The organism is Actinoplanes sp. NPDC051494 (assembly GCF_044454705.1).
Classification (GTDB): Bacteria; Actinomycetota; Actinomycetes; order Mycobacteriales; family Micromonosporaceae; genus Actinoplanes.
In genome coordinates, this window is sequence record NZ_JBITDZ010000003.1 from 346,030 (window position 1) to 371,764 (window position 25,735).

27 protein-coding genes are annotated in these 25,735 nt (G+C 71.5%); 18 read left to right on the plus strand and 9 right to left on the minus strand.

The features are described from left to right. Positions 1-90 precede the first annotated feature (90 nt). From ACIA6A_RS14130 to ACIA6A_RS14155, 6 genes are all read left to right on the plus strand, one after another. The gene (locus tag ACIA6A_RS14130; RefSeq protein WP_396097989.1) at positions 91-1,347 is read left to right on the plus strand and encodes a M48 family metalloprotease; all 1,257 of its coding nucleotides are present in this window, start codon (positions 91-93) and stop codon (positions 1,345-1,347) included. After that, complete coding sequence (locus ACIA6A_RS14135) at positions 1,347-2,474, plus strand: glycosyltransferase family 4 protein (RefSeq protein ID WP_396097991.1); 1,128 nt, start codon at positions 1,347-1,349, stop codon at positions 2,472-2,474. Before ACIA6A_RS14130 ends, ACIA6A_RS14135 begins: the two co-directional genes overlap by 1 nt. Before the next feature lie 81 nt (positions 2,475-2,555). Further along, on the plus strand, positions 2,556-4,466 hold the full coding sequence (locus ACIA6A_RS14140; protein WP_396097992.1) for an ABC transporter ATP-binding protein: 1,911 nt from the start codon (positions 2,556-2,558) through the stop codon (positions 4,464-4,466). Between the two features lie 41 nt (positions 4,467-4,507). After that, a complete protein-coding gene (locus ACIA6A_RS14145; RefSeq protein WP_396097993.1) occupies positions 4,508-4,972 on the plus strand; it encodes a thioredoxin family protein in 465 nt (154 codons plus the stop codon). 46 nt (positions 4,973-5,018) lie between these two features. Beyond that, complete coding sequence (locus tag ACIA6A_RS14150; RefSeq protein WP_396097994.1) at positions 5,019-5,435, plus strand: DUF4395 domain-containing protein; 417 nt, start codon at positions 5,019-5,021, stop codon at positions 5,433-5,435. A 60-nt stretch (positions 5,436-5,495) separates the two neighbouring features. Next, entirely contained in the window at positions 5,496-6,134 is a 639-nt protein-coding gene (locus ACIA6A_RS14155) for an NADPH-dependent FMN reductase (RefSeq protein WP_396097995.1), read from the plus strand. 90 nt (positions 6,135-6,224) lie between these two features. Here ACIA6A_RS14155 and ACIA6A_RS14160 read toward each other — a convergent pair whose 3' ends face one another. Beyond that, positions 6,225-6,893, minus strand: a complete 669-nt coding sequence (locus ACIA6A_RS14160) for a response regulator (RefSeq protein WP_023359837.1) — start codon at positions 6,891-6,893, stop codon at positions 6,225-6,227. A 7-nt stretch (positions 6,894-6,900) separates the two neighbouring features. Beyond that, the gene (locus ACIA6A_RS14165) at positions 6,901-8,592 is read right to left on the minus strand and encodes a GAF domain-containing sensor histidine kinase (RefSeq protein ID WP_396097996.1); all 1,692 of its coding nucleotides are present in this window, start codon (positions 8,590-8,592) and stop codon (positions 6,901-6,903) included. A gap of 187 nt (positions 8,593-8,779) precedes the next feature. Here ACIA6A_RS14165 and ACIA6A_RS14170 point away from each other — a divergent pair, with 187 nt between their 5' ends. The 6 genes from ACIA6A_RS14170 (at position 8,780) to ACIA6A_RS14195 (ending at position 14,304) form a co-directional block, all read left to right on the plus strand. Then, positions 8,780-9,232, plus strand: a complete 453-nt coding sequence (locus tag ACIA6A_RS14170) for an SRPBCC family protein (RefSeq protein ID WP_396097998.1) — start codon at positions 8,780-8,782, stop codon at positions 9,230-9,232. A 100-nt stretch (positions 9,233-9,332) separates the two neighbouring features. Next, complete coding sequence (locus ACIA6A_RS14175) at positions 9,333-10,487, plus strand: hypothetical protein (protein ID WP_396097999.1); 1,155 nt, start codon at positions 9,333-9,335, stop codon at positions 10,485-10,487. 22 nt (positions 10,488-10,509) lie between these two features. After that, on the plus strand, positions 10,510-11,460 hold the full coding sequence (locus ACIA6A_RS14180) for an ROK family glucokinase (protein ID WP_396098000.1): 951 nt from the start codon (positions 10,510-10,512) through the stop codon (positions 11,458-11,460). 9 nt (positions 11,461-11,469) lie between these two features. After that, entirely contained in the window at positions 11,470-12,159 is a 690-nt protein-coding gene (locus ACIA6A_RS14185) for an endonuclease/exonuclease/phosphatase family protein (RefSeq protein ID WP_396098001.1), read from the plus strand. Between the two features lie 25 nt (positions 12,160-12,184). Continuing rightward, positions 12,185-13,531, plus strand: a complete 1,347-nt coding sequence (locus ACIA6A_RS14190; RefSeq protein ID WP_396098003.1) for a flavin-containing monooxygenase — start codon at positions 12,185-12,187, stop codon at positions 13,529-13,531. Beyond that, positions 13,528-14,304 carry an alpha/beta hydrolase gene (locus ACIA6A_RS14195; protein ID WP_396098004.1) on the plus strand — a complete coding sequence of 259 codons (777 nt, stop codon included), beginning with the start codon at positions 13,528-13,530 and terminating at the stop codon, positions 14,302-14,304. Before ACIA6A_RS14190 ends, ACIA6A_RS14195 begins: the two co-directional genes overlap by 4 nt. A gap of 3 nt (positions 14,305-14,307) precedes the next feature. On the opposite strand, the gene ACIA6A_RS14200 is transcribed toward ACIA6A_RS14195, so the two are convergent. Continuing rightward, positions 14,308-15,723, minus strand: coding sequence for a trehalose-6-phosphate synthase (locus tag ACIA6A_RS14200; protein ID WP_396098006.1), 1,416 nt, complete (start codon positions 15,721-15,723; stop codon positions 14,308-14,310). 57 nt (positions 15,724-15,780) lie between these two features. Then, positions 15,781-16,587, minus strand: a complete 807-nt coding sequence (locus ACIA6A_RS14205; RefSeq protein ID WP_396098007.1) for a DUF308 domain-containing protein — start codon at positions 16,585-16,587, stop codon at positions 15,781-15,783. A gap of 150 nt (positions 16,588-16,737) precedes the next feature. Between ACIA6A_RS14205 and ACIA6A_RS14210 the strand changes: the two genes are divergently transcribed. After that, positions 16,738-17,424, plus strand: coding sequence for a lysophospholipid acyltransferase family protein (locus tag ACIA6A_RS14210; RefSeq protein ID WP_396098008.1), 687 nt, complete (start codon positions 16,738-16,740; stop codon positions 17,422-17,424). On the opposite strand, the gene ACIA6A_RS14215 is transcribed toward ACIA6A_RS14210, so the two are convergent. The 3 genes from ACIA6A_RS14215 to ACIA6A_RS14225 are packed head-to-tail and all read right to left on the minus strand — an operon-like array spanning position 17,376 to position 19,366. After that, complete coding sequence (locus ACIA6A_RS14215) at positions 17,376-17,951, minus strand: DUF2087 domain-containing protein (protein ID WP_396098009.1); 576 nt, start codon at positions 17,949-17,951, stop codon at positions 17,376-17,378. The genes ACIA6A_RS14210 and ACIA6A_RS14215 overlap by 49 nt on opposite strands. A gap of 37 nt (positions 17,952-17,988) precedes the next feature. Beyond that, positions 17,989-18,489, minus strand: coding sequence for a polyadenylate-specific 3'-exoribonuclease AS (locus tag ACIA6A_RS14220; RefSeq protein ID WP_396098010.1), 501 nt, complete (start codon positions 18,487-18,489; stop codon positions 17,989-17,991). 16 nt (positions 18,490-18,505) lie between these two features. Further along, positions 18,506-19,366 carry a phosphotransferase enzyme family protein gene (locus ACIA6A_RS14225; RefSeq protein ID WP_396098011.1) on the minus strand — a complete coding sequence of 287 codons (861 nt, stop codon included), beginning with the start codon at positions 19,364-19,366 and terminating at the stop codon, positions 18,506-18,508. Positions 19,367-19,600: 234 nt separating this feature from the next. On the opposite strand from ACIA6A_RS14225, the gene ACIA6A_RS14230 reads away from it, so the two are divergent. From ACIA6A_RS14230 to proC, 4 genes are all read left to right on the plus strand, one after another. Next, positions 19,601-20,293: a Crp/Fnr family transcriptional regulator gene (locus ACIA6A_RS14230; protein ID WP_396098012.1), complete on the plus strand. Its 693-nt coding sequence runs from the start codon at positions 19,601-19,603 to the stop codon at positions 20,291-20,293. A 67-nt stretch (positions 20,294-20,360) separates the two neighbouring features. Then, entirely contained in the window at positions 20,361-20,852 is a 492-nt protein-coding gene (locus ACIA6A_RS14235; protein ID WP_396098013.1) for a pyridoxamine 5'-phosphate oxidase family protein, read from the plus strand. A 100-nt stretch (positions 20,853-20,952) separates the two neighbouring features. Next, complete coding sequence (locus tag ACIA6A_RS14240; RefSeq protein ID WP_396098014.1) at positions 20,953-21,981, plus strand: 6-phosphofructokinase; 1,029 nt, start codon at positions 20,953-20,955, stop codon at positions 21,979-21,981. Between the two features lie 82 nt (positions 21,982-22,063). Then, positions 22,064-22,870 carry a pyrroline-5-carboxylate reductase gene (proC, locus tag ACIA6A_RS14245; protein ID WP_396098015.1) on the plus strand — a complete coding sequence of 269 codons (807 nt, stop codon included), beginning with the start codon at positions 22,064-22,066 and terminating at the stop codon, positions 22,868-22,870. On the opposite strand, the gene ACIA6A_RS14250 is transcribed toward proC, so the two are convergent. Then, positions 22,871-23,548 carry a DUF429 domain-containing protein gene (locus ACIA6A_RS14250; protein WP_396098016.1) on the minus strand — a complete coding sequence of 226 codons (678 nt, stop codon included), beginning with the start codon at positions 23,546-23,548 and terminating at the stop codon, positions 22,871-22,873. A 7-nt stretch (positions 23,549-23,555) separates the two neighbouring features. After that, the gene (locus tag ACIA6A_RS14255; protein ID WP_396098017.1) at positions 23,556-24,026 is read right to left on the minus strand and encodes a glutathione peroxidase; all 471 of its coding nucleotides are present in this window, start codon (positions 24,024-24,026) and stop codon (positions 23,556-23,558) included. Positions 24,027-24,197: 171 nt separating this feature from the next. On the opposite strand from ACIA6A_RS14255, the gene ACIA6A_RS14260 reads away from it, so the two are divergent. Continuing rightward, entirely contained in the window at positions 24,198-25,679 is a 1,482-nt protein-coding gene (locus ACIA6A_RS14260) for a glycosyl hydrolase family 18 protein (RefSeq protein ID WP_396098018.1), read from the plus strand. Positions 25,680-25,735: the final 56 nt, after the last annotated feature.

Genomic DNA, 25,735 nt, shown 5'->3' on the forward strand with positions numbered 1-25,735 from the left:
GGTACCTCCGTGCCCGGCCCACTTGCGACGCGAAACCTGGACCACGTCTCGGCTCGCCGTGACCCGTCAGATGCGCCCTAGGATGGGCGCGTGACGCCTCGGGTGTGGGCTGCCGGCACTCTGGCAGTGCTTCTGGTCGGGTTGGTGGTCTATGCCCTGGTGGCGGTGCCGTGGCATCGACCGCCGGCGCCCCGGGCCGACCAGGTGGCCGCGCTGCGGGACTTCCCCGCGGACCAGGTGGCCCGGGGCCGGGCGTTCCACGCGGCGCTGCGCCCCGGGTCGTACGGGTCGATGGCGGTGGGTCTGGTCGTGACGCTGCTGCTCGGGCTGACGCCGCTGGGGGCGCGGCTGGTGACGTGGGCCGGGCGCCCGTTCGGGGATCACTGGGTGGCCCGGGCGGTGCTCGGCGGGCTGGTGATCGTGCTGGTCGTCGAGGTGGTGACGCTGCCGTTCGCGGCGTGGCGGCACCGGGTCGTGGTGGAGTACGGCATCTCGACCCAGACCTGGGGTGCCTGGGCGGCCGACCTCGCCAAGTCGTACGCCGTGGGGGCGGTGCTGGGCGGGCTGGCCCTGCTCGGGTTCTTCGCCGTGACCCGGTTCGCGCCGCGGTGGTGGTGGGCGTTCGGGGCCGCCGGGGCCGCTCTGCTGGTCGTGCTGCTCTCGTTCGTGCTGCCGGTGGTGGTCGAGCCGATCTTCAACAAGTTCACCCCGATGGCGGCCGGTCCGTTGCGCGACGACCTGCTGGGTCTCGCCGCCCGCGACGGCGTGCCCGTCAAGGATGTCCTGGTGGCCGACGCGTCGCGGCGGACCCGGGCGGTGAACGCGTACGTCTCGGGGTTCGGGCCGACCCGGCGGATCGTCGTCTACGACACGATGCTGACCGAGGCGACACCGGCCGAGGTGGTCTCGGTGACCGCCCACGAGCTGGGGCACGCCAAGCGGCAGGACGTGCTGACCGGCACGGTCATCGGTGCGCTCGGTGCCGCCGCCGCGGTGGTCGCGCTCTATCTGCTCGGGTCGCTGGGCTGGCTGCTGCGGTGGGCCGGCGCCGACGCGATGGGGGAGCCGCGGGCCGTCGCGCTGCTGCTCGCCCTGGTCACGCTCGCCGGGCTGGCCGGTGGCCCGGTGCAGGCGCTGGTCTCGCGCCGGGTCGAGGAGCGCGCCGACCGGCACGCGCTGGACCTGACCGGCGACCCGGCGACGTTCGCGTCGATGCAGCGCCGGCTCGGGACCGTCAACCTGTCCGATCCCGATCCGCCCGCCTGGGAGTATCTGATGTCCTCCTCGCACCCGTCCACCGTGGAACGCATGGCCGCGGCCCGTGCCTACGCCCGGGGCGAGCGCTGATGGCCCGTACCCTGCTGGTCACCAACGACTTCCCGCCCCGGCCCGGCGGGATCCAGCAGTTCGTGCACAACCTGGCCGTGCGCCAGCCCGCCGGTTCCGTGGTGGCGTACGCGTCGACGTGGCGGGGGGCGGAGAAGTTCGACGCCGAGCAGCCGTTCGAGGTGATCCGGGAGGACACCGGGGTGCTGCTGCCCACGCCCGCGGTGGCGCGGCGGGCGGCGCAGATCGCCCGGTCGCACGGCTGCGACAGCGTGTGGTTCGGCGCGGGGGCCCCGCTCGGGCTGCTGGCCGACGGGCTGCGCCGGCGGGCCGGGATCGAGCGGGCGGTGTCGCTCACCCACGGTCACGAGATCGGCTGGGCCGCGTTGCCCGGCGCGCGGCAGTTGCTGCGGAGCATCGCGCGCGGGAACGACGTGGTCACGTTCCTGACCGAGTTCCAGCGGGTGCGCCTGGACCGCGCGCTGCACGGGCTGACCTCGCTCGAGCGGCTCACGCCCGGCGTCGACGTGGACGCGTATAACCCGGGGGTGGACGGGTCAGGGGTCCGGGCCCGCCACGGGCTCGCCGGCCGGCCGGTGGTGGTGTGCGTGTCCCGGCTGGTGCCCCGCAAGGGCCAGGACATGCTGATCCGGGCGTTGCCGGAGATCCGGCGACGGGTCCCCGGTGCGGCGCTGCTGGTGGTGGGCGGTGGGCCGTACCGCAAGAAGCTCACGGCCCTGGCCCGCGCCGAGGGTGTCGCCTCCGATGTGGTCTTCACCGGGTCCGTCCCCTGGGCTGAGCTGCCCGCGCATTATGCGGCCGGCGACGTCTACGCGATGCCGTGCCGGACCCGGGGCGCCGGTCTGGACGTCGAGGGTCTGGGGATCGTCTACCTGGAGGCGTCGGCGACCGGGCTGCCCGTGGTGGCCGGCGACTCCGGCGGCGCCCCGGACGCGGTCCTGGAGGGCGAGACGGGCTACGTGGTCGGCGGCGGTGACGTGGCGTCGATCGCCGACCGGGTCGCGGGTCTGCTGGGCGATCCGGAGAAGGCGCGGCTCATGGGTGCGGCGGGCCGGGCCTGGGTCGAGCGGGAGTGGCGGTGGGAGACAAAGGCCGAGCGGCTGACCGCCCTGCTGCGTGCCAACTAATCTCACTCCTGGAATACATATGGACACTTTCCGTAGTTAAGCGGTAGGAACGGCTCAGAGCCCACGGGACGGGAGCCGTACATGCAGGATGCCCGCCAGCAGAGCGACGACGACCAACAGGAAGCAGTCGAAGAGGGCGAGCTTGCGCTGCCCTACTGGCTGACCAGCACCGAGGAAGCCGCGAACACCAGCATCGTGCACATGCTGCGGCGGTTGCCGCGGCTCCTGCGGTCCGCCTGGCTGCTGGCCTGGCACGCCAGCCCGGGCACCACCGCCGCGGTGGTGATCCTGCAGGTCCTCGGCGGGGTGGCCAGCGCCGCCGGCCTGATCAGCGTGGTTGGGGTCTTCGACGGGCTGCTGCGCGACGGGGCGACACCCGAGCGGGTCCGGGCCGCCGTACCCTCGCTGATCCTGCTGGTGGCGGCGATCGGGGTGCGGGGCGCGCTGAACTCCGCCGCCGCGTCGGCCAACGGCCGGCTCTCGCCGCAGGTGTACCAGGCCGCCGAGATGCGGCTGCTGGACCTCACGACCGGCGTCGGCCTGTCCACGTTCGACGACCCGGGCTGGCGCGACGCGATGGAACGGGCCCGCGACCGCGGCATCAACGCCGCCCAGCAGCTCGTCGACCAGGCCATCGCGCTGGGCACCAACCTGATCGGGCTGGTCGCGGCCGCGGGCGTGCTGACCGTGCTGCACCCGGTGCTGCTGCCGCTGCTGGTCTTCTCCGTGGTGCCGATCGCGTGGTCCTCGGCCCGGTCCGCCCGGCTGCGCTACCGCCTGCTGCTGCGCTTCATCGCGGTCTGGCGGCGCCAGCGGATGCTCGCCTACCTGCTCGCCGACCGGGATCCCGCGGCCGAGGTGCGGGCGTTCACGGTGCGCGGCTACCTGCTGGCCGAGATCAGGCGACTGCTGACCGCGGCCACCCGCGAGGAGGTCCGGCTCTCGACACGACAGATCAGGCTCGCGCTGTACGGGAACACGCTGAGCGGCCTCGTCACCGGCGTCACGTACGCGGTGCTGCTGTGGTTGCTGTGGACCGGCCGGATGGAACTCGCGGCGGGGGGCGCGGCGGCGTACGCGATCAGCATGGGTATCGGGAAGCTGACCGAGCTCGCCTACAGTGCCAACCGGGTCTTCGAGCAGGGGTTGTACTTCGCCGACTTCGAGGGGTTCTGCGAGCTCTCCCGCTCCCGGGCCGAGCCGGTGACCGGCGTGGCCGCGCCCGAGACGTTCACCGAGATCGTCCTGGACAAGGTCACGTTCAGCTATCCCGACGCGGAGCGCCCGGCCGTCCGGGACGTCAGCATGACGCTGCGCCGGGGGCAGATCATCGCGCTGGTCGGCGAGAACGGGTCCGGCAAGTCGACGCTGGCCAGCCTGCTCGCCGGGCTCTATCGGCCGGCGAGCGGCCAGGTCCGGTGGGACGGCCGGGACGTGACCGATTTCGATCCGGAGTCGGTGCGGCGGCGGGTGGCGGTGGTCATGCAGGAACCGACCCGCTGGCCGATGCCGGCCCGCACCACGATCAGCATCGGACGGTACGAGAAGGCGGTGCTCATGCCGGAGGTCGAGGCGGCGGCCCGGGCCGGTGACGCGCACGAGTTCGTGATGGAGCTGCCCCGGCAGTACGACACGCTGCTGTCGCGGGACTTCACCGACGGTGCCGACCTCTCCGGCGGGCAGTGGCAGCGGCTCGCGGTCAGCCGGGCGTTCTTCCGGGACGCGCCGCTGCTGATCTGCGACGAACCGACCGCGAACCTGGACGCCCGGGCCGAGCACGACGTGTACGACCGGTTGCGCGAGCTGGCCGCCGGGCGCACGGTCGTCCTGATCACCCATCGGATGGCGAGCGTGCGCGGGGCGGACCGGATCTATGTGCTCGACCACGGCTCGGTGGTGGAGGAAGGCGGCCACGAGGAGCTGATGGCGGTGGCGGGGACGTATTCCCAGCTGTTCACGTTGCAGGCCAACGCCTACCAGACAGCGGCGTAGCTCACAGGCGGGCGACCGGGTCCGCGTGCGAAAGTGGGCGGGTGGAGACGACCGGGCTGATCGTGGCGGCGATGGTGCTGCTGCTCGGCGTGGCCGCCGGGTGGTGGCGCCGCCGCACCGACGGCCGTCTGCGCACGACTGCTACGGAAAGAGGCACGGTGCCCGGGGGAGAAGAGGGCGAGCGGATCGAGGACGGGCTGCTGGCCGAGCTCGGGGTCGGGCCCGCCGACGCGACGCTGCTGCAGTTCTCGACGGCGTTCTGCGCGCCCTGCCGGGCACTGCGCCGGGTCAGCTCCGAGGTGGCCGAGCTGCTCCCGGGGGTACGCCACGTCGAGGTCGACGCCGAGAGCCATCTCGACGCGGTCCGGGCTCTGGGCATCTGGCGGACACCGACACTGCTCGTGCTCGATGGACGGGGCCGGGTCGTCAAGCGCGCTTCCGGCGTACCGTCGAAACCGCAGTTGATCTCGGTGTTGGGGGATCTGCTGCCGCCGGCGGCCACGTGACGGGATTCATGAGGATCTTGGCGCTCGGACGTGCGACAGTCCCTTCATGCAGCTCGATCCCCGTGGACCCCGGTTCGCCGCGGCACTGACCACCGTCGTCCTCGTCGCGGTCCTGGTGACCGGGTGGGGTGAGCTCGCGCTGTTCCAGACGCTGGTCTTCGCGCTCACCGCCGCCGACATCCGGCGCGGCCCCTACGCACTGCTGTACCGCTTCCTCGTCGCGCCCCGGCTCGGCCCGCCGGCCGAGCGGGAGGACGCCGCGCCGGTCCGCTTCGCGCAGCTGGTCGGCTTCGTCTTCCTCGTGGTCGCGTCGATCGGCTACCTGTCCGGCGCCCCCACGCTCGGCATGATCTGCACGGGGTTCGCCCTGTTCGCGGCGTTCCTCAACGCGGCGTTCGGGTTCTGCCTCGGCTGCGAGATGTATCTGGCGCTGCGCCGCCTGACCTCCCGCCCCGCCGCCTGAGAGGTTTTTCGCGGCGGGAGGTGTGCGGCGGCGGTGGGCCGGACCTCTAGGGTCGGCGTCATGACGCGCATCCTGCTGATCTCGGGAAGCATTCGTGCGGCTTCCCTGCACACCGCTGCGCTGCGGACGGCCGCCCAGGTCGCGCCCGAGGACATCACCGCCACAATGTACGAAGGGCTGCGGGGGCTGCCGGCCTACGTGCCGGGGGAGCAGCACGACGCCGTGACGCTGCTGCGGCACCAGGTGGCCACCGCGGACGGCCTGCTGCTCAGCACCCCGGAATACGGCGGGTCGCTGCCCGGCAGCCTGAAGAACCTGTTCGACTGGCTGATCGAGGGCCCGGAACTGTGGGACAAACCGGTGGCGTGGCTGTCGGTCGCCGCCGCCGGGCAGGACCAGGGTGCACTCGCGACACTGGAGAACGTGCTCGCGCACGGCAACGCGCGGGTGCTGCGGTCGGCGCTCATCCGGCTGCCGCTGCGACCCGAGGCGATCGGCGCGGACGGGCTGATCGAGGACGCTCAGCTGCACATGGCGATGCGGGACATGCTGCAGGCGTTCTCCCGGGCGGTGGCGCCCAAACCCACCGGCACGCCGTCCTGGCAGGTCAATTCGAGCTTGTACCCGATGGTCCCGCAGAAGCAGTTCTCAGCCCCGAAAACGCAGCGGGCGCCCCGCCATCTCCGCGAACCGTCCTAGAAAGTCGGGACACGCCGAGTACGTCCGGTTTCGTAATGATCACCGCCCGCAACCGAACCCGGGAGGGCCGGTGCGGGCGGTGGGACCACGTCAGAACTTGGGTGCGTCGGGGGCCTCGAGCAGTCCGAGCCGCAGCGCCGTCATCAGCGCCTGGGCCCGGTTGGCGGCACCCAGCTTCTCGTACAGCTTCGAGATGTGGGTCTTGGCGGTGGACTCCGACACGAACAACTGCTTGGCGATGCCGGCGACACTCATGCCATCGGCGAGCAGGCGCAGGACCTGACCCTCACGCGGGGAGAGCTGCGGGCCCGACGGCGCCAGCCGGCGCTTCATCGCCTCGGCCAGATCGGCCGCGGTGAACGCGCTGGGCGCCGACGCCGCGTGCCGGGCGGCTGCCACGACCTCGTCGGCGGGGGCGGTCTTGGGGACGAACGCGCTGGCCCCGGCCTCGAGAGCACCGAAGAGCTGATCGTCGCCGGCATACATCGTGAGGACCACGATGCCCATGTTGGCGTTGTTCTTGCGCAGCGCGCGGGTCGCTTCGAGGCCACTGCCGTCGGGCAGGCGAAGGTCCATGATGACCACGTCGGGCTGGAGCGCACCGGCCTGGCGGACGGCCTCGGCGGCCGTCGCGGCCTCACCGACGACCTCGAACTGCCGGTCCCGCTCGAACGCGTGCCGCAGCCCCTTACGGATCAGGTCGTGATCGTCGACGAGGAGCACCTTGGTGCGGGTCGTCGGCATCGGACTGGTCGACATGATCGGGTTACTCCCCCTCTGGTGCGGAAACGCTATCCCGCACGCTATCGCGCCGAGCGGATGTTCCAAGCACTACCGCAACGGTTGTCCCGCTGGGGTGTCGTGGACGGATCTCCAAGCGGCCCCGGATACGTTCCGCTCTCTCGGCCATGATCGCAAGGCCGTACCGCCCGTCCGGGCGGTCGTCGGCGAATCCCTTGCCGTCGTCGGAGACCTCGATCTGCGCGTACGGCGGGTCGACGGTGCACGTGACCCAGAGATTCGACGCCCCGGCGTGCTTACGGGCGTTGGTGATCGCCTCCTGGGCGATGCGCAGCAGTTCCGCCTCGGTCGCCGCCGGCAGCCGGGCGGTGGACTCGTCGAACGTGAAGTGCACCCGCAGGCCGGCCGACGTGCCCAGGGTGCGGGCGTACTCGGCGATCGCCGCCGCCAGCCCGCCGTTGCGGTCCACCTCGGAACGCAGCTCGAACAGGCTCAGCCGCAGCTCGGTGATCACCCGGGTGACCTCGCCGCGCAGCGTGCGCAGCTCCTCCGCGGTCTCCTCGGCCCCCTCCGGCAGCGTCGCCTGCGCGTTGTCGATGCCGTAGCCGACCATCACCAGCTCCTGCGCCACCCCGTCGTGGATCTCGCGGGCCAGGCGCTGACGTTCCTCATTGGTCGCGAGCGAGCGCACCTCGTCGAAGAGCAGGGCGGCCTCCAGCCGCAGCGCGGCCGGGCCGGTCAGTTCGGTCACGCTCGCGATCACCGACGACGGGTACGCGCTGGCGGTGTCCACCTCGAGGATGACCAGCCCGATGGTACGGACGCCGGCGACCAGCGGCACCACCAGTGACGACGAGGCGCCGGCGGACACCGAGCGGGCCTGCGACCGGTTGGCGGTGTGCGGCTGCTGGGTGGCCCACGCGTCCGCGATCGCCGAATCGGCGTCGAGCGTGACCTCCCAGTCCACCCGCTCGACCCCGGACTGGGCCAGCACGACCAGCCGGCCACCGCCGCTCGCCGACAGCACCGCGGTCCGGTCGGCCGGCACCACCGTGCGCAGCTCGTCCAGGAGGTGCTCGGAGATGCCGCCCGGGTCCAGGGTCGCGCCGGGCAGCGAACGGGCCACACTGCGCAGCTGGGTGAGCAGCCGGGTGGCCTCCGCGTACGGCTGGGGCTTGTTCTCGACCGGGGTCATCAGCTGGCGCATCGTGTCGGCCGCGAACGTGACGATCGCGCCGAGCACCAGCCACTGACCGCCGGCGGCGAGATAACCGGGCTGGGTGAGGATGGTCGGGTCGGCCCCGGTGATCACCCCGCCGACGACCATCGCCACCGCCGCGACGCCGAGCAGGGCGGCACACTCGGTGGGCCGGCGGCGTAGGGCCGCGGCCAGCAACGGCACCGCGAGGTACGGCAGGACGGCCTCGGCGCCGAAGCCGGCCTCGACGGTGTTGGTGAGGTTCGCGGCGGCGGCCACCGACCCGGCGGCGAGCCCGGTGACGGCGACCTCGGCGACCCGGCCGAGCGGCGCGATGATCCGGTGGTCCGGGGCGAAGAGCGCGGGCAGCCCGGCGATCAGCAGTAACGCGATCCAGCCCAGCTGACCCGGCTCATGGGTGGCGATCAGGGTGAGCGCCGCCACGAGAGCGAGCATGACGAGACGGGCGGCCACCACGAGGGGGTGGACACGCACGGGGACGCTGGCTGAGGCGGGCACGTGACGGATGGTAGCCGCACGGCACGGATCCGGCCCACTGACGGATGACCCCTTCTCCCCGCTCCCCGCGCGGGCGGCCGTCTCTCCCGCGTGGGCGGCCGTCTTCCCGCGCGGGCGGCCGGCCGGACCGTGGTGACGCGGTGGTGCGTCGTCGGGATCGGTCCGGGCACGCGGTAGCCTGCCTGCCATGGCGGACTCCTCGACGCAGTCGATCCAGGTCCAGGCGCCTCCTGCCGAGGTGGCCGCGGTGATCTGCGACTTCGACCGCTACCCGGAATGGGCGGACGCGGTGAAACTGGCCGAGGTCGTCGAGGAGTACGAGGACGGCTACGCCGCCCGCGTGCGCTTCGTCCTCGACGCGGGCCCGCTCGCCGACGATTATCAGCTCGACTACGCGTACGCGGAGGACCTGTCCCGCGTCGAATGGCACCTCGTCGCGCCGTCGAAGATGCAGAAAGTGCTCAACGGCTCATATGACCTGGCCGCGGATGCTGGCGGAAACACGACGGTGACGTACACCCTTGAGGTGGAGCTCACGGTCGGCATGCTGGGCATGTTCAAGCGCAAGGCCGAGAAAATGATCATGGACACGGCCCTGAAGGAGCTCAAGCGCCGCGTCGAGAGCCTCGCCAAGGCCTGACAGCCTGGGCCTGGACGACCCGCACCTGGACAACCTCGGCCCGCACGACCCGGGGCCGGCCAGGCCACGGCGGCACACTTCGCGGTCAGGGGGCAACACGATGGCAGCAAGCACAGGATCGGCACGCGAGGAAGCGGAACGACTCGTCGCCACGGTGCTGGCGATGGCATCCCAGGCCGGCGCCACGTCCGGAGGCGGCCTGGGTGACATGCTCACCGGGATCCTCGGGTCCGGCGGCAAGAAGGCGCATCAGGGCGGATCCTGGTCGACCGGGTCCGCGGAATGCTGCGTCTGCCCGGTCTGCCGGGCGATGGCGGCGATGAAGGACCCGAGCCCGGCGACCGCGGCCCGGCTGGCCTCGGGTGCGGGCGACCTCGCGACCGGGATGGCGGGCCTCATGCGCGGCTTCTCCGCGATGGCGGGCAGCGGGGGCGTCAAGCACCAGTCCGCCCCGCGCCCCGAGCCGACCCCCGACCAGTCCTGGTCGGCCGCGACCCGTACAACCGCGCCCCGGCCTCCCGCCGCCGACGCCGACGAGCCGACGATCGACGAGACCGCCGACCCGTGGACCGCGGCCACCCGCGAGGACGGCCGGTCCGCCCGCCGCGCGGCCGAGGAAGCCCGGCGCGTGGCGGAGGAAGCCCGGCGCGCGAAAGAAGAAGCCCGGCGCGTGGCCGAGGAAGCCCGGCGCGCGGAAGAAGAAGCCCGGCGCGTGGCCGAGGAATCCCACCGCGCGAAAGAAGGAGCCCGGCGCGCGGCCGAGGAATCCCACCGCGCCGAGGAATCCCACCGCGCCGAGGAACCCCACCGCGCCGAGGAAGCGGCCCGCCGCTCTCCGGCGGAAGCCCCTCGCGGTGCGGGAGGTACACCTCGCGCGGTGGCTGAGGACGGCGGGCGGTCGGTGTGGGAGCGGGCGGTGGCCGCGGACCGGCGGCCGGCCCGGCACGGAGCTCCGGGTCGCCCCGCCGGGGCCGGTGACGGCGCCCCGGTCGCGGGAGCGGAGGGGACCGGGGGCGGCGCTGCGGTCGGGGACCGCGGTGTGCGTACCGGAAATGATGCGGAAAAAGCCGTGACGCGCCCCACGGACCCATGGGCCGCAGCCGTCGCGAACTACGCGAAGAGGGACTCACCACGCGAAACCGCCGTGGCGGGAAGCGTCGGCGTAGATCATGATGTGGCGGCACATGGGACACCGGCCGGGGCCGGGGACCGCGGGGACCGGCCGGACGGGGACGTCGCCGGTGACGCGGAGTGACACAACAGAGGGGACGGACAGCGTGGCGCTGACCATCGGGATCGACGTCGGCGGCACGAAGGTGGCCGGCGGGGTGGTGGACGACGCGGGGACCGTGATCGCGCAGACGCGGCGGGAGACGCCGGCGGACGATCCGGCCGGCACCCGGGACACCATCGTCGCGGTCGCCACGGAGCTGGCGGCGCAGTACCCGGCCGCGAACGCGGTCGGGATCGGCGCGGCGGCCTGGATCGACGCGAGCGGGTCCACGGTGCTGTTCGCGCCGAACCTGGCCTGGCGCGACGAGCCGGTCCGCGACTACGTGGCGAAGGCCGTCGGGCTGCCGACCGTGCTGGAGAACGACGCGAACGTGGCCGCCTGGGCGGAGTTCCGCTTCGGGGCGGCCCGCGACGCCGACGACTCCATGGTGATGATCACCGTGGGGACCGGGATCGGCGGCGGGATCGTGCTCAACGGCGGGCTGTGGCGCGGTGCCCACGGGATCGCCGGTGAGCTCGGGCACATCCAGTCCGTCAACAACGGGCATCCCTGCGGCTGCGGCCGGCTCGGCTGTCTCGAGCAGTACGCGTCCGGCAAGGCGCTGATCCGGTTCGCCCGGGCCGGTGCGCGGCAGGAGCCGGAGCGGGCGCGGCAGCTGCTGGACCTGGCCGGCGGTGACCCGCTGGCGATCACCGGGCGGCAGATCACCGAGGCCGCCCAGGCCGGTGACGAGGTGGCCCGGGACGCGTTCGCGCAGATCGGTTACTGGCTCGGGGTCGCGATGGCCGACCTCGCGCAGGCTTTCGACCCGCAGGTGCTGGTTGTCGGGGGCGGGGTCATCGACGCCGGTGACCTGCTGATGGGGCCGACCGTCGCCACGTACGAGGAGCAGCTCGCGCAGCGTGAGCGGTTCCCGGTCGCGGTGATCAAGGCCGCGGAGACGGGCAACACGGCGGGCGTGCTGGGCGCGGCCGACCTGGCCCGCCGGATCTGAGGAGACGACGTGTCCGGGGTTTCCCTGCGGGTGCTCAGCTACAACGTGCACGGTCTGCGTGACGACCGGGCCGCGCTCAGCGGCCTGGTCCGCGAGATCGCCCCGGACGTCGTCATCGTGCAGGAGGCGCCGCGCCGGTTCCGGTGGCGGACCAGGTGCGCGGCGCTCGCCGACAGCTTCGGCATGGTGGTCGCCGAGGGCGGTATGCCCGCCCTCGGCAACCTGCTGCTGGTCAGCCTGCGGGTACGCGTGCACGAGACGTGGTGTCTGCGGTATCCGCTGACGCCCGGCCGGCACCTGCGCGGGGCGGCGTTCGCGCGCTGCTCGGTGCGGGGTGCCCGGTTCACCGTCTCCGGGTCGCACCTGGCCACCGATCCGGCCGAGCGGCCGACCCAGGCGGCGCTCTGGAAGGAGTCGCTGGCCGGGGTCGAGGGCCCGCTGGTGGCCGGCGGTGACCTGAACGAGGGGCCCGGCGGGGGTGCGTGGCGCACCGTCGCCGACGGGCTCACCGACACCGCCGGGCCGGGTGGCGGGTCCACGCTGACGTTCCCGGCGACGCTGCCCCGGCTGCGGCTCGACGGGCTGTTCGTCTCGCCCGGCATCGGGGTGAAGCACTACGAGGTGGTGGAGTCCGACGCCGCCCGGCGGGCCAGTGATCATCTTCCGGTGCTCGCGGAGCTGACGCTGCCTTCCGAGTAACGCTCGCTTCTGCGAGGATTCCCGGGTGCAAGACACCCCGGACATCGCCGGCCGGCACGACGCGGTTTGCGTGATCGGCGCGGGCGGCAGCGGCCTCGCCACCATCAAGAACCTGCGTGAGCAGGGATTCTCCGTCGACTGCTACGAGCGTGAGACGTCGGTCGGCGGTGCCTGGAACTGGCGCCACGACCGCAGCCCGGTCTACTCGACCATGCATCTCATCTCGTCGCGGCCGCTCACGGAATTCCCCGACTTCCCGATGCCCGACGACTGGCCCGACTATCCGCACCACAGCAAGCTGCTCGGTTACCTCGAGCGTTACGCGGAGCATTTCGGGCTGCGGGACGACATCTGGTTCGGCACCGAGGTGGTCGCGGTGACCCCGACCGGTGACGGCCGGTGGGACGTGACCACCCGCAGCACCGGGGGCGGCTCCGAGCGGGTCCAGCGGTATGCGGCGGTGATCGCCGCCAACGGGCACAACTGGGCGCCGAAGCCGCTTTCCGTGGACACCTCGGAATTCCAGGGCAAGGTCATGCACGCGTCGGCGTACAAGGACCCGGCTCAGTTGCGGGGCCGCAAGGTGCTGGTGATCGGTGGCGGCAACACCGGTTGCGACATCGCGGTGGAGGCGGCGCAGCAGGCCACGACGGTCTGGCACTCGACCCGGCGCGGCTACTGGTACGCCCCGAAGTACGTCTTCGGCCGTCCCGCCGACCAGGTCGACCACAAGATGCTGCAGCTGCGTCTCCCGCTGCGGCTGCGGCAGTGGCTCTATCACCGGACGCTGCGGATGACCGTCGGCGATGTCAGCCGGTTCGGGCTGCCCACCCCGGACCACCGGCCGTACGAGAGTCATCCGGTGGTCAACAGTCAGCTCGTGCACTACCTGGGGCACGGACGGATCAGCCCGGTCCCGGACGTGGCCCGGATGGAGGGCTCCACGGTGGAGTTCACCGACGGCCGGCGCGTCGAGCCGGACCTGGTCATCACCGCCACCGGCTACCTGCCGCGGTTCGAGTTCCTGGCGCCGGAGCTGCTCGACGTGGACGACGACGGCCGTCCCGACCTGCACCTGCACGCGTTCGCCCGGCGGCACCCGACGCTCGCCGTGGTCGGTCTGCTGCAGGCCGACGCCGGGCTGTTCCCGATGGCCCACTGGCAGAGCGTCGCGATCGCCCGCTGGCTGCGGCTGCGCCTCACCGATCCGGTCCGCGCGGCGGCGGTGCAGCAGCGCGAGTCGGAGCGCCCGCTGCGCAGCTGGACCCGGTTGCGGGTGGTGCCGTCGTCACGGCACTGGTTCGAGGTGGGCCACATCGATTATCTGCGGGCGGTCGAGGACCTGCTCGAACGGATGGAGACGGCGTCATGAGCTCGCGCGTGCTGCGGTTCGAGGACTGGACGTCACCGGTCCCGGCGACGAGGCGCGAGGTGCTCAGCGCGCTGCCGCACCCGGACGACGGTCAGCCCCCGCTGCTGTTCGTGCCCGGTCTCGGGCACGGCGCGTGGGCCTTCCGGGAGCATTGGCTCGGCCATGCGGCCCAGAGAGGCTTTTCCTCGTACGCCGTGAGCGCCCGTGCGGACGGGTCGCTTCGCGCGTACGTGCACGATGTCGTCCAGGTCGCGGCCGGCCTGCCGAAACAGGCCGTCCTCATCGGCCACGGCGTGGGTGCGCTGATCGTGGCGCACGCCCTCGCCCGCTATCCGGCCCGGGCCGCGGTGCTCTCGGCGCCGGTGATGGGCGGTTGGGCCACCCTGGGTTCGGCCCTGACGACCAATCCGCTGGGTACCATCCCCGCCGCGTTCGGTGGTGCCCTCAAGCTCAACCGCCGGCAGTTGTTCGCCGGCGACCTCCCGGAGGCGGACGGTTACCTGGCCCGGATGCGCCGCGAGCCGTCCGGCGTCTACCGCTCGGTGTTCGAGGCGCCGGAGCCGGGTGCCCCGGTCGGGTCCCCGCCGGTCCTGGTCGTGGGCAGCCCCGACGACCGGATCGTGCCCCGCACGTCGCTGGACCGGACCGCGGCCCGCTTCGGGAGCGCTCCGTTGCTCTTCCCGGGCATGGGCCACGACCTGATGCTGGACACCAACTGGCAGGAGCCGATCGATGCGATCCTCGATTGGCTCATCAAGGAGCTGGCGGCCTGAGTCTCAGCGGCGTAGTCCCGCCGCCACCCGGCCGGTCCGGTCCAGGGTCGTGAGGTAGGCACGGGCCCAGGCGATGATGTCGTGGGTGCTCAGGTGGGCGCGCATGGCGCTCATCCGGCGTTCCAGGTCGGCCGGGTCGGCTTCCATGGCGCGCAGCAGCGTCTCCTTGAGACCGTCGACGTCGTGCGGGTTGACCAGGAACGCGTCCGACAGCTCGTCGGCTGACCCGGCGAACTCGCTGAGCACCAGCGCCCCGGAGGCGTCCGCCCGGGCCGCGACGTACTCCTTGGCGACCAGGTTCATGCCGTCGCGCAGCGGCGTGACCACCATGACGTCGGCGGTCTGGTACAGCGCGGCTAGTTCGGCCCGGTCGAACGGCTGGATGAGGTAGTGGATGGCGGGCTCGCCGACCCGGCCGTACTCGCCGTTGATCCGGCCGACCTCGCCCTCGATCCGGTCGCGCAGCCGCCGGTAGCTCTCCACCCGTTCCCGGCTGGGCACCGCGACCTGCACCATCACGGTGTCGCGGACCTTGACCCGGCCGTCGCGCAGCAGTTCGCTGTACGCGGTGAGCCGGTGCTCGATGCCCTTGATGGGGTCGAGCCGGTCCATGCTGAGCAGCACCCGCCGCGGCCGGCCCAGGTCCTGGCGCAGCTGGGCGGCCCGTTCCCGGACGTCGCGCCGCGCCGCGAGCGACTGCATCTCGGCCACGTCGATCGACATCGGGAACGCCCCGGTGCGGATCGTGCGGCCGTCGAGGGTGATCTGGTCGTCGCCGGTGACCTCCGCGCCGAGCAGTTTCACCGCGAGCTGGGCGACGTTGTGCGCGGCCTGCGGGCGCTGGAAGCCGACGAGGTCCGCGCCCAGCATGCCGCGCAACAGGTCGAGCCGGCGCGGCAGCTGCATGAACAGTTCCGGCGGGGGGAACGGCACGTGCAGGAAGAAGCCGATGAGGACGTCGGGCCGGAGTTCGCGGATCAGCTGGGGGACCAGTTGCAGGTGGTAGTCCTGGACCCAGACCGTGCCACCGGGTTCGACCGCCTCGGCGGCGGCTTCCGCGAAGCGCCGGTTGACCGCGCGGTAGGTCTCCCACCAGCCCCGGTCGAAGACGGGCGGGAGCACCGCGTCGTGGTACAGCGGCCACAGGGTCGCGTTGGCGAAGCCCTCGTAGTACCCGGTGAGGTCCTTCTCGGACAGTCCCATCGGCCGGATCCGTAGCCGGCCGATGTCGGGCAGTGCCGGGGCGGGCCCGGCGCCACCGGCCCAGCCGACCCAGGTGGCCGGGGTGTCGTCGAGGATCGCGTGCAGAGCGCTGGCGAGGCCGCCGGGGCTGCGGCGCCATTCGCAGGCACCGTCCGGGGCGACGCTGTCATCCAGGGGGAGGCGGTTGGCGACGACCACGAGCGAGCTCTGGCGCATCACGAGAGGTTATCGGATGGTTACCCAGTGATACAACGACGAACTTTTATGTGTTGGTCACACGACGGCGCCGTCGTCCAGGTCATCGTCGTCGTCCCCGGTGCGTAGCCGCCAGACCAGCGTGACCGCGCCGGCCACGATCGCCGCGAACGCGATCAGCGTGACGTAGCTGGGGTCGATCGGCACCAGCCACGGGAACAGGAACAGCACGAAGCCCAGCACCACGCCGAGCACCCCGGCGACCGCGTACTTCGAGATGTGCGGCAGCGGGGGAGGCGGCGGCGGGATGTAGCGCTCGTCGTCGTCATCGTCGTCGGGCAGGTCGGCGCCGAACGTGTCCAGCCCGTCCAGCATCGAGGGCTCGTCCACCCGGTCGGTGCGGCGGCGGTTGTGCACCACCGGCCCCTCCGGGGCGGGCGGGGCCGGCTCCGGCGCTCGGCCGGCGTCGATGCCCTCGGCCTCGGGCCACGGCGGGGCGGCCGGGTCGGCGGTGTGGAAACCGGCCACGATCTTGGCCCACTCGGCGTCGACGTCGGGCTGGCTGCCGTTGGCGGGCTCGGGCCGGTCCGGCGCGGTCTGCGGGGTCGGGCCGACGCCCCCGGTCAGCTTCTGCAGGTGCTCACGGGCGGTGCCGAGGTGCTCGCGGTCGACGAAGAGCCGGTCGGTCGGCCGCGCCGGGAACGTGGTGGCCCGCAGGATCGGGTTGAGGTCGGCGGACGGCTGCAGGTAGGCGGCGATGCCCCCGGCCGCCAGCACGTCGAGCAGGTGTTCGCCCACGCGTGGATCCACGTCGCCCGCAGCCGCGTAGTCGGCCGCGTCGATCCCGTTGTCCCGCCGCCCACGACGAGCGCCACCCGCAGACACCCTGTAATCTCCTCGCCCCCGCGCTCCGCGCGCGCGTGCCTTGAATGGTGACACGACAGATGCCGGTTGCGGGAGTGCGTTGTGGCGTGCCGCTCCCGCTTCGTAGGCTTTTCCTGCCCCCCGGACCTCTGGCGCTCGGATAGGACACCGGTGTTCTACTGGCTGCTCAAGTACGTGTTCCTCGGACCTGCCATGAAATGTCTCTTCCGTCCCGATGTGTCGGGCCTCGAGAACATCCCCAGGTCCGGCCCGGTGATCCTGGCCTGCAACCACCTGTCCTTCTCCGACTCGATCTTCACACCCCTGGTGGTGAAACGCAGGGTGACATTCGTCGCCAAAGCGGAGTACTTCACCGGCAAAGGTCTCAAGGGCCTGCTCATGCGGCTCTTCTTCGTCGGCGCGGGGACGATCCCGGTCGACCGTTCGGGTGGGCAGGCGGCCCGGGCCGCGCTCGACACCCAGCTGCGGGTCCTGCGCTCGGGCAACATCGCGGGCATCTACCCCGAGGGCACCCGCTCCCCGGACGGCCGCCTGTACCGCGGGAAGACCGGCGTGGCCCGCCTCGCCCTGGAGAGCGGCGCGGTGGTCGTGCCGATCGCCCTGCTCAACACCGACGAGATCCAGCCCACCGGCACCCTGGTCCCCACCGTCAAGCGGATGCGCATGCGGGTCGGGCGCCCGATGGACTTCTCCGGCCGCCCGGCCGGTGACCGATTCGTCGAACGGGCGGTCACCGACGAGATCATGTACGAACTGATGACCCTGACCGGCCGCGAGTACGTCGACGTCTACGCCTCGACGCTCAAGACCGTGGGCAGCGGGCGGCCCGGGCCGTAGGTGGTGCCGGCGCGGTCGCGTTCGAGCCAGCCCGACTCGACCATCAGGCGGCGGGCTCCCGCGACGTCGGCGGTCAGTGTCGCGAGGCGGCGGTTGATCTCGTCCTCGGCGCAGAGGCCGTCGAGCGCGAGGTACCGGGCGAGGAGCTCGCCGAGCAGGGAATACCGGTCGCTGAGCGTCGGCGGGAACGTGGTCAGCCGGCCGTGGGCGAAGTTGCCGCGCAGCTGGGGGTAGTCGTCGAGCAGGGCGCTGATCGGCTGGAGCCGGTCGACCGCGGCCGCCGCGTCGCGCAGCCGGGACGGCTGGGCACGGTAGAACCCGTTGCCGGTGCCGGTCACGATGCCGGCCGCGACCAGGCGGGCGCAGGCGTCACCGACCTCGGGGAGCGGGCGGTCCACGGCGTAGGCGATCTCGGCCAGGGACGCGCCCTCGGTGCCCCGGCCGGCCAGCGCGGTGAACGCGGCCAGGCGGACGGGCACCGCGAGCTGGGTCAGGATCTCGGCGGCCTGTGCGGCATCGGCGGACATCCCGTCAACGTAGAAGCCCATGGCCGCCGAAGCATCCCTATTTCGTGGGGAGCCCGGCCATGACGTTCCACCGGGCCAGGTTGTGCTTGGCGTCGACGAGGGCGTCGTGGCGGCCCTGGGCGGTCGGCAACGGCGGTTTGCCCTTGTCGTCCCAGAGCTGGCGCAGATCCTTGGTGAACCGGGGGATGATCCGCGGCAGGGCCGGCATCGCACCCCAGAGCTGCGCGAGCGCCACGTGGTCGTACGACGCGTACCACGCCCAGAGCTCGATCTGCTCGTCGCGGCCCTTCACCGGCTCGGTGAGGAAGTCGTAGAGGTCGTCCCGGATGCGCTCGCGGGAGCGCCAGGCCGGGTCGCCGGGGGACGGCAGTTTGTCGAGCACGTTGCGGCGGACCCAGGGGATCGCCTTCGACTCGTCGAACTGGCTGGAAATGGCGTAGAACTCACGCCCGTGCTCGTCGACCATGCCGATGGACACGAGGTCGACCGTCAGGCCGTCCTCGATGAACTCGCAGTCGTAGAAATAGCGGTAGACCATCGCGGTCCATCCTTGCCTACTGCTCCCCGGCGTGTTCGCTCAGGGCCTCCCGCGCGTGCCGCAGCGCCTCGGCGTCGCCCCGGCGGGCCGCCCAGTCGGCCTGGACGGCCCAGCGGAAGCGGAGCATCACCGGCAGGGCGGCGTGCATCTCGTCCTCGGTGACCGGGCCGGCCGCGAGGTAGCCGTCGAGCAGTTCGGCGGCGGTGGCCTCGCCGCCCGCGTACACGACGGCGGCGGCCACGTCGTAGAGCAGCGGGCCGGTGCCGCTGGCGCCGCAGTCGAGCAGCCCGGCCCGGCCGGTGGCCGGATCGACGAGGAAGATCTCCGGGGCCGGGTCGCCGTGCAGGACACCGTAGGTGAGCCGGTCGGTGACGGTGAGCCGGGTCATCGCGGTGATCGCGGTGGTGACCGCGCGGTGCAGCCACGGCTCGGTGGTCAGGTGCGGGGCGTCCGGGTCGAGCTGGTTCCAGCGGCCGAGGCCGGGGTGGTGGAAGCGCTGCAGGGCCCGGTGCACCGCGCCCAGCCGGTCGCCCCAGAACTGCTGGTCGACCGGGTCGCGGCCGTCGAGGGTGCGGCCGGGGGCCCGGCGCAGCACGGCCATCGCGCCGTACGGGGTCTCCACGGTCAGCGCCCCGGCCAGCGTCCGGACCGGTTCGCCGGCCTCGATGCCGGTGGTGCGCAGGTGCTCGGTCGCCGCGAGCCCGGCCTCGACCGGTTGCCGGGCGGCGTGCTCGGCGAGGCGGGCCACGAAGCGCTCACCGCCCGCGGTCACGTCCCAGCCGTGGGAGAGCAGGCCCCCGGGGAGCACCGAGATCTCGGCGGGCACGAGGTGCCACTGGTCGCGCAGCATCGATCGAAGGAGCTCGTCATCCGGCACGGCGGCGATTATCTCTGTACGCACGGTGACGATGACGGACACCGTGGGCGATAGTTACGCGTGGCAATTGGGGGGTGTACAGAAAGCAACATCCGCGAAATGATCGAACGGTAGGCGCTGGAGGTATCAAATGGCGTTGATGACGCTCTTCATGCTAAGAGTGATCGTTCGCGTCGAGGGGCCGACGCCGGACAGCATTGTCGACGGTGGTCCCGACCGGGGGAAGGACTGACCGTGGATCATCGGCTGCCAGAGCCGGGTGACGCGCTTACTGGTGTGGAGATGTTCGCCGGGCTCGAGCCCGACGTGCGTCAGAGGGTGATAGCAGCCGCTGTCCCACGCACCTATCGCAAAGGCCAGATTCTGTGGGTTGAGCACGACCCCGGGGACTCGTTGATCGTCCTCCGCCGGGGTGCCGTCGCGGTGTTCCGCACCGCCTCCACCGGGGAAAGAGCGGTTCTCACCGTCGTCCGTCCGCCCGATGTGCTCGGTGAGGTGTCGTTGCTGGACGCCTCGACCCGGTCGGCCAGCGCGGAGGCCATCGAGGACAGTCAGGCGCTCGCGCTGTCCCGGGTGGCGTTCATGGATCTGGTCCACTCCAACCCCCGCATCCTCGACGCGGTGATGCGCTCGGTCGGCGGCCTCATCCGGCGCCTGACCGAGCAGAACGCCGATCACGTCTTCCTCGATCTGCCGGGCCGGGTCGCCAAGACCCTCGTACGCCTTGCGGGTGACAGTGCCGCCCCGATGATCACCATCGAGCTGAACCAGAGTCAGCTCGCGGAGATGGCCGGCGGCTCCCGGCAGAGCGTGAACCAGGCCATCGGATCGTTCGCCACGCGCGGCTGGCTGCGTACCGAAGGCCGGCGGATCGTGGTCACCGACGTGTCGGCGCTGCGCCGCAGAGCCGGCATGGCAGAACGCTGAATCTTGTCGTTTCGGTGGTCCTCACCCGGGAAGTCCAGGAGGACCACCGAGACGAAGGAGCACCTCCATGGACGAGCAGGCCAAGCGCGAGAAGCTGAAGGAACTGGTCAAGGACGCCCGGATCGGGATGCTGACCACCATGACCGCGACCGGCAAGCACGTCAGCCGGCCGATGGCGCTGCAGGAGGTCGAGTTCGACGGCGACCTGTGGTTCTTCACCTACAGCGACGCCGACCTGGTGGCCGAGATCCGGGTCAACCCGCAGGTGAACGTGTCGTTCAGCGACCCCAAGCAACACGCGTGGACGTCCGTGTCCGGTGCCGCGGTGCAGACCGACGACCGGGCCAAGGCCGAGCAGCTGTGGAACCCCATGCTCAAGGCGTGGTTCCCGGAAGGCCTCGACACCCCGAACCTCACCCTGGTCAAGGTGAACACCGAGTCGGCCGAGTACTGGGAGGCCGCGCACAGCTCCAAGGTGGTCACGCTGTTCGGCTACGCGAAGGCAGCGGTAACCGGAAAGACACCGGACGCGGGCGAGAACGAAACCGTCCAGTTGTAGCGGGGCGCGCTGGTTTGGTTGCGGAGAGCCGACTACAGTGCGCATGCGGCCCGCCTCCGGGCTTCTCGCGACCCGTTATTCCAGGGAGGACGAGCAAATCATGCGTATCGGCGTGCTCACCGGCGGCGGAGACTGCCCCGGGCTCAACGCGGTGATCCGGGCGGTGGTGCGCAAGGGCGTCGCCACCTACGGCCACGAGTTCGTCGGCTTCCGCGACGGCTGGAAGGGCCCGCTCGAGGGTCTGACGAAGCCGCTCGGGATCGCCGAGGTCCGGGGCATTCTGCCGCGCGGTGGCACCATCCTCGGCTCCTCGCGGACCAACCCCTTCAAGATCGAGGGCGGCGTCGAGAAGATCACCGCGAACCTCGCCGAACAGGGCGTGGACGCACTGATCGCGATCGGCGGCGAGGACACCCTGGGCGTCGCGACGCAGCTCGCCGAGCTTGGCGTCAAGGTCGTCGGCGTGCCCAAGACGATCGACAACGACCTCAACGCCACCGACTACACGTTCGGCTTCGACACCGCGGTCAACATCGCGATGGAGGCCATCGACCGGCTGCACACCACCGCCGAGTCGCACCACCGCACGCTGGTGGTCGAGGTCATGGGCCGGCACGCCGGCTGGATCGCGCTGCACGCCGGCCTCGCCGGTGGCGCCAACGTCATCCTGCTGCCCGAGCGCAAGTTCGATGTGGAGCAGGTCGCGACATACGTGACCAAGCGCTTCCAGGTCGAGTACGCCCCCATCGTGGTCGTCGCGGAGGGCGCGGAGCCGCTCGAGGGCCAGATGGTCACCCAGAACAAGGAACTCGACGCGTTCGGCCACGTGCGGCTCGGTGGCATCGGCATGTGGCTCGCCGAGACCCTCGAGAACAAGACCGGCAAGGAGGCCCGCACGGTCGTGCTCGGGCACATCCAGCGCGGTGGCACCCCGACCGCGTTCGACCGGGTGCTGGCGACCCGGTTCGGTCTGCAGGCCATCGACGCGGTCAACGACGGCGACTTCGGCAAGATGATGGCGCTGCGCGGCACCGACATCGTCCGGGTGCCGCTCGCCGACGGCACGGCCGAGCTCAAGACCGTACCGTTGGAGCGTTATGAAGAGGCCGAAGTCTTCTTCGGCAGCTAGCTGTCAGAGCAGGCCCTGCTCCGCCGACTGATAGTCCAGGCTTGGGTAGCGGCAGGGCCTGCCCCGGAAAACGGGAGTGTGCATGTCCGTCGTCGCCGTCATCGGCACCGGCAAGATCGGCGAGCTGGTCGTCTCCGGCCTGATCCGGGCCGGCCGCCCGGCAGAGCAGATCCTGGTGACGGCCCGCCGCCCGGAACGCGCCGCCGAGCTCGCGCAGCGCTACGGCGTGCGCAGCGTCGACAACCTCACCGCGGTCGTCGAGGCGGACATCCTGGCGATCGCGGTCAAGCCGCAGGACGCCGGCACGCTGCTCGACGAGATCCGCGCGAAGGTCCCGGCCGGCAAGCTGATCGTCTCGCTCTGCGCGGGCCTGCCGACCGGTTTCTTCGCGGCCCGGCTGCCCGAGGGCACCCCGGTCGTGCGGGTCATGACGAACACCCCGGCCCTGGTCGACGAGGCGATGACCGCGATCTCGGCCGGCCCGCACGCGACCGCCGAGCACCTGGCGGTCGCCGAGGAGATGTTCAAGCCGCTCGGCTCGACCATCCGGGTGCCGGAGTCGCAGCAGGACGCGGTCACGGCGCTGTCCGGCTCCGGGCCGGCCTATTTCTACCTGCTCGTCGAGGCGATGATCGACGCCGGGATCCTGCTCGGCCTGCCGCGCCAGGTCGCCCACGAGCTGATCGTGCAGACCGCGATCGGCTCGGCGGTCATGCTGCGCGATTCCGGTGAGCACCCGGTCAAGCTCCGCGAGGCGGTGACCAGCCCGGCGGGCACGACCATCTCGGCGATCCGCGAGCTCGAGAACCATGGGGTACGCGCGGCGCTGCTGTCCGCGCTGGAAGCGGCGCGCGACCGGGCCCGGGAGATCGCCGCCCAGAGCAGCTAGCTAGTACCAGATGGCGATGCTGGCGCCGTCGTTCTCCTCCGGAGGGCTGGGGTGGCTCAGGGCGGTGCCGGTGGCCATCCGGTGGGCGCTCCACGCGACCGCCGCCGCGTCCAGGATGTCGTCGGGCGGGGCCTGGCCGGCCGGGCCGAGGTTGTCGGGCAGCGCGATGCCGTGCTTCGCGAGCAGTTCCCGGCGGCGGGCCTGACCGGTCCAGGTCTTCTTCGCGTACGCGAGCGGCTCGCCGGCCATCTCGCGGAAGGACACCTCGGGGTGGGCCTCGAACAGCAGCCCCGGGTGGCGTTCCCAGATGGCGTTGGCCTCGAGCAGCTTGGGGCGCAGCGCCCAGGACTGCCGGCTGAGCCCGGCGCCGGTGAGCTCGCGGCAGACCCGGTTGGCGGCGGCGAAGTCGGCCTCCATCCAGACCGCGCGCGGTGGCACCCGGAAGACGCTGCTGCGGCGCGGGCCGAGCTGGTCGGCGGCGAGGGTGTCGGCCGCGCGCCAGCGGTCCGGGAGCATGCCGAGCGGGATGTCGACGCCGATCACCGCGGCGCCGGAGCTGCCCGCCACGATCTCGTACAGGGTGGAGGCCAGCATCGCGCGGCCGAACTGCCCGTCGCGGAGTTCGACGCCCACCCAGCCGAGCGCGTACGCGTCGACGCCGATCACATGGATGCTCATCCGCGGCTCAGCGGGGGAGCAGCTTCTCGACGACCGCCAGGATCTGCTCGTCCTGGGGTTCGGTCCGGGAGCCGAACCGCGCGGCCACCTCGCCGCCGGGTGCGACGACGAACTTCTCGAAGTTCCATCGGATGTCCTCGCCGTCACCGATCAGTTCCCGGTAGAGCGGGTGCCGGGCCGGACCGTTGACGTCGACCTTCTCCGTGAGCGGGAAGGAGACGCCGTAGTTGACCTGACAGAACTCGTCGATCTCGGCGGCCGTGCCGGGCTCCTGATCGCCGAACTGGTTGCAGGGGACACCGAGGACGGTCAGCCCGCGGGCGGCGTACGTCGCGTAAAGCTTTTCCAGGCCCGCGTACTGGGGCGTGAGGCCGCAGCGGGAGGCCACATTGACCACCAGGACGACATTGTCACGATGTTTCGCCAGGCCGGCGGGTCCGCCGGTGAGTGCGTCGATGTCGACGTCGTAGATGGTCATGTCGGCAGACTACGCGCTGTGCCTAGTTGAGTGCACGCCGTGGCGCCGTCTCTCGGAAAGTTACGACCTCGGGTATTCCTCGATGAGCTTCTTGACTGATGTTCGTTGATGTGACTACCGTCTCCTCATCTTTAGTTTGGAAAGTTTCCTAACTGTTGTTGAGGAGACGCAGTGAAGAGAACCCTCCGTCGCGCTATGTGGGCCGGGGCGATCGTGGCGGTCACCACCGCAGCGGTACCCATGGTCCAGGCGTCCGCCGCCGTCGCCTGCGCATCCCCCTGGAGCTCAACGGCGGTCTACACCAACGGCCTGACCGCCTCGCAGTCCGGCCACAACTACTCCGCCAAGTGGTGGACCCAGAACGAGAGCCCGGCCACGCACAGCGGCCAGTGGGACGTCTGGGCCGACCAGGGCACCTGTGACGGCGGAACCACGCCGCCGACGACGCCGCCCCCCACGACGCCGCCGACCACACCCCCCACCACCCCGCCGACCACCCCTCCCACGACCCCGCCGACCACGCCGCCGGGCACGGCCGGCAAGAACGTCGTCGGTTACTTCGCGGAGTGGGGCGTCTACGGCCGGAACTACCACGTCAAGAACCTCGTGACGAGCGGTTCCGCGTCGAAGCTGACGCACATCCTGTACGCGTTCGGCAACACCACCGGCGGGCAGTGCTCGATCGGTGACGCGTACGCCGACTACGACAAGGCGTACACCGCGGCCGACAGCGTCGACGGTGTCGCCGACACCTGGGACACCGGCGCCCTGCGCGGCTCGTTCAACCAGCTGCGCAAGCTCAAGAAGCAGTACCCGAACATCAAGGTGATCTGGTCGTTCGGCGGCTGGACCTGGTCCGGCGGCTTCACCCAGGCCGCCGCGAACCCGACCGCGTTCGCGAACTCCTGCTACAACCTGGTCAAGGACTCCCGCTGGGCCGATGTGTTCGACGGCATCGACGTCGACTGGGAGTACCCGAACGCCTGTGGCCTGAGCTGCGACGCGTCCGGCCCGCAGTCGTACAACAACGTGATCACCGCGTTGCGCAACAAGTTCGGTTCGTCCTTCCTGGTCACCTCGGCGATCTCGGCGGACGGCTCGAACGGCGGCAAGCTGGACGCGGCCGACTACGCGGCGGGCATCTCGAAGCTGAACCTGGTCTTCCCGATGACCTACGACTACTTCGGTGCGTTCGCCCCGCAGGGGCCGACCGCCCCGCACTCGCCGCTCACGTCGTACACCGGGATCCCGCAGCAGGGCTTCTGGTCCGACGCGGCGATCCAGAAGCTGAAGACCAAGGGCGTCCCGGCGAGCAAGATGCTGCTCGGCATCGGCTTCTACGGACGTGGCTGGACCGGCGTCAGCCAGTCGGCGCCGGGCGGTACCGCGAGCGGTGCGGCGACCGGGACGTACGAGCCGGGTATCGAGGACTACAAGGTCCTCAAGAACTCGTGCCCGGCCAACGGCACGGTCGGTGGTACGGCGTACGCGTTCTGCGGCAACAACTGGTGGAGCTACGACACCCCGGCGACCATCGGCACCAAGATGACGTACGCCAAGAACCAGGGTCTCGGCGGCGCGTTCTTCTGGGAGTTCTCCGGTGACACCAGCAACGGAGAGTTGATCACGGCGATCAAGAACGGTCTCAACTGATTCGTCTCATAGATCGGGGCGCCGGGCATCTGCCCGGCGCCCCTTTCGTGACGCTG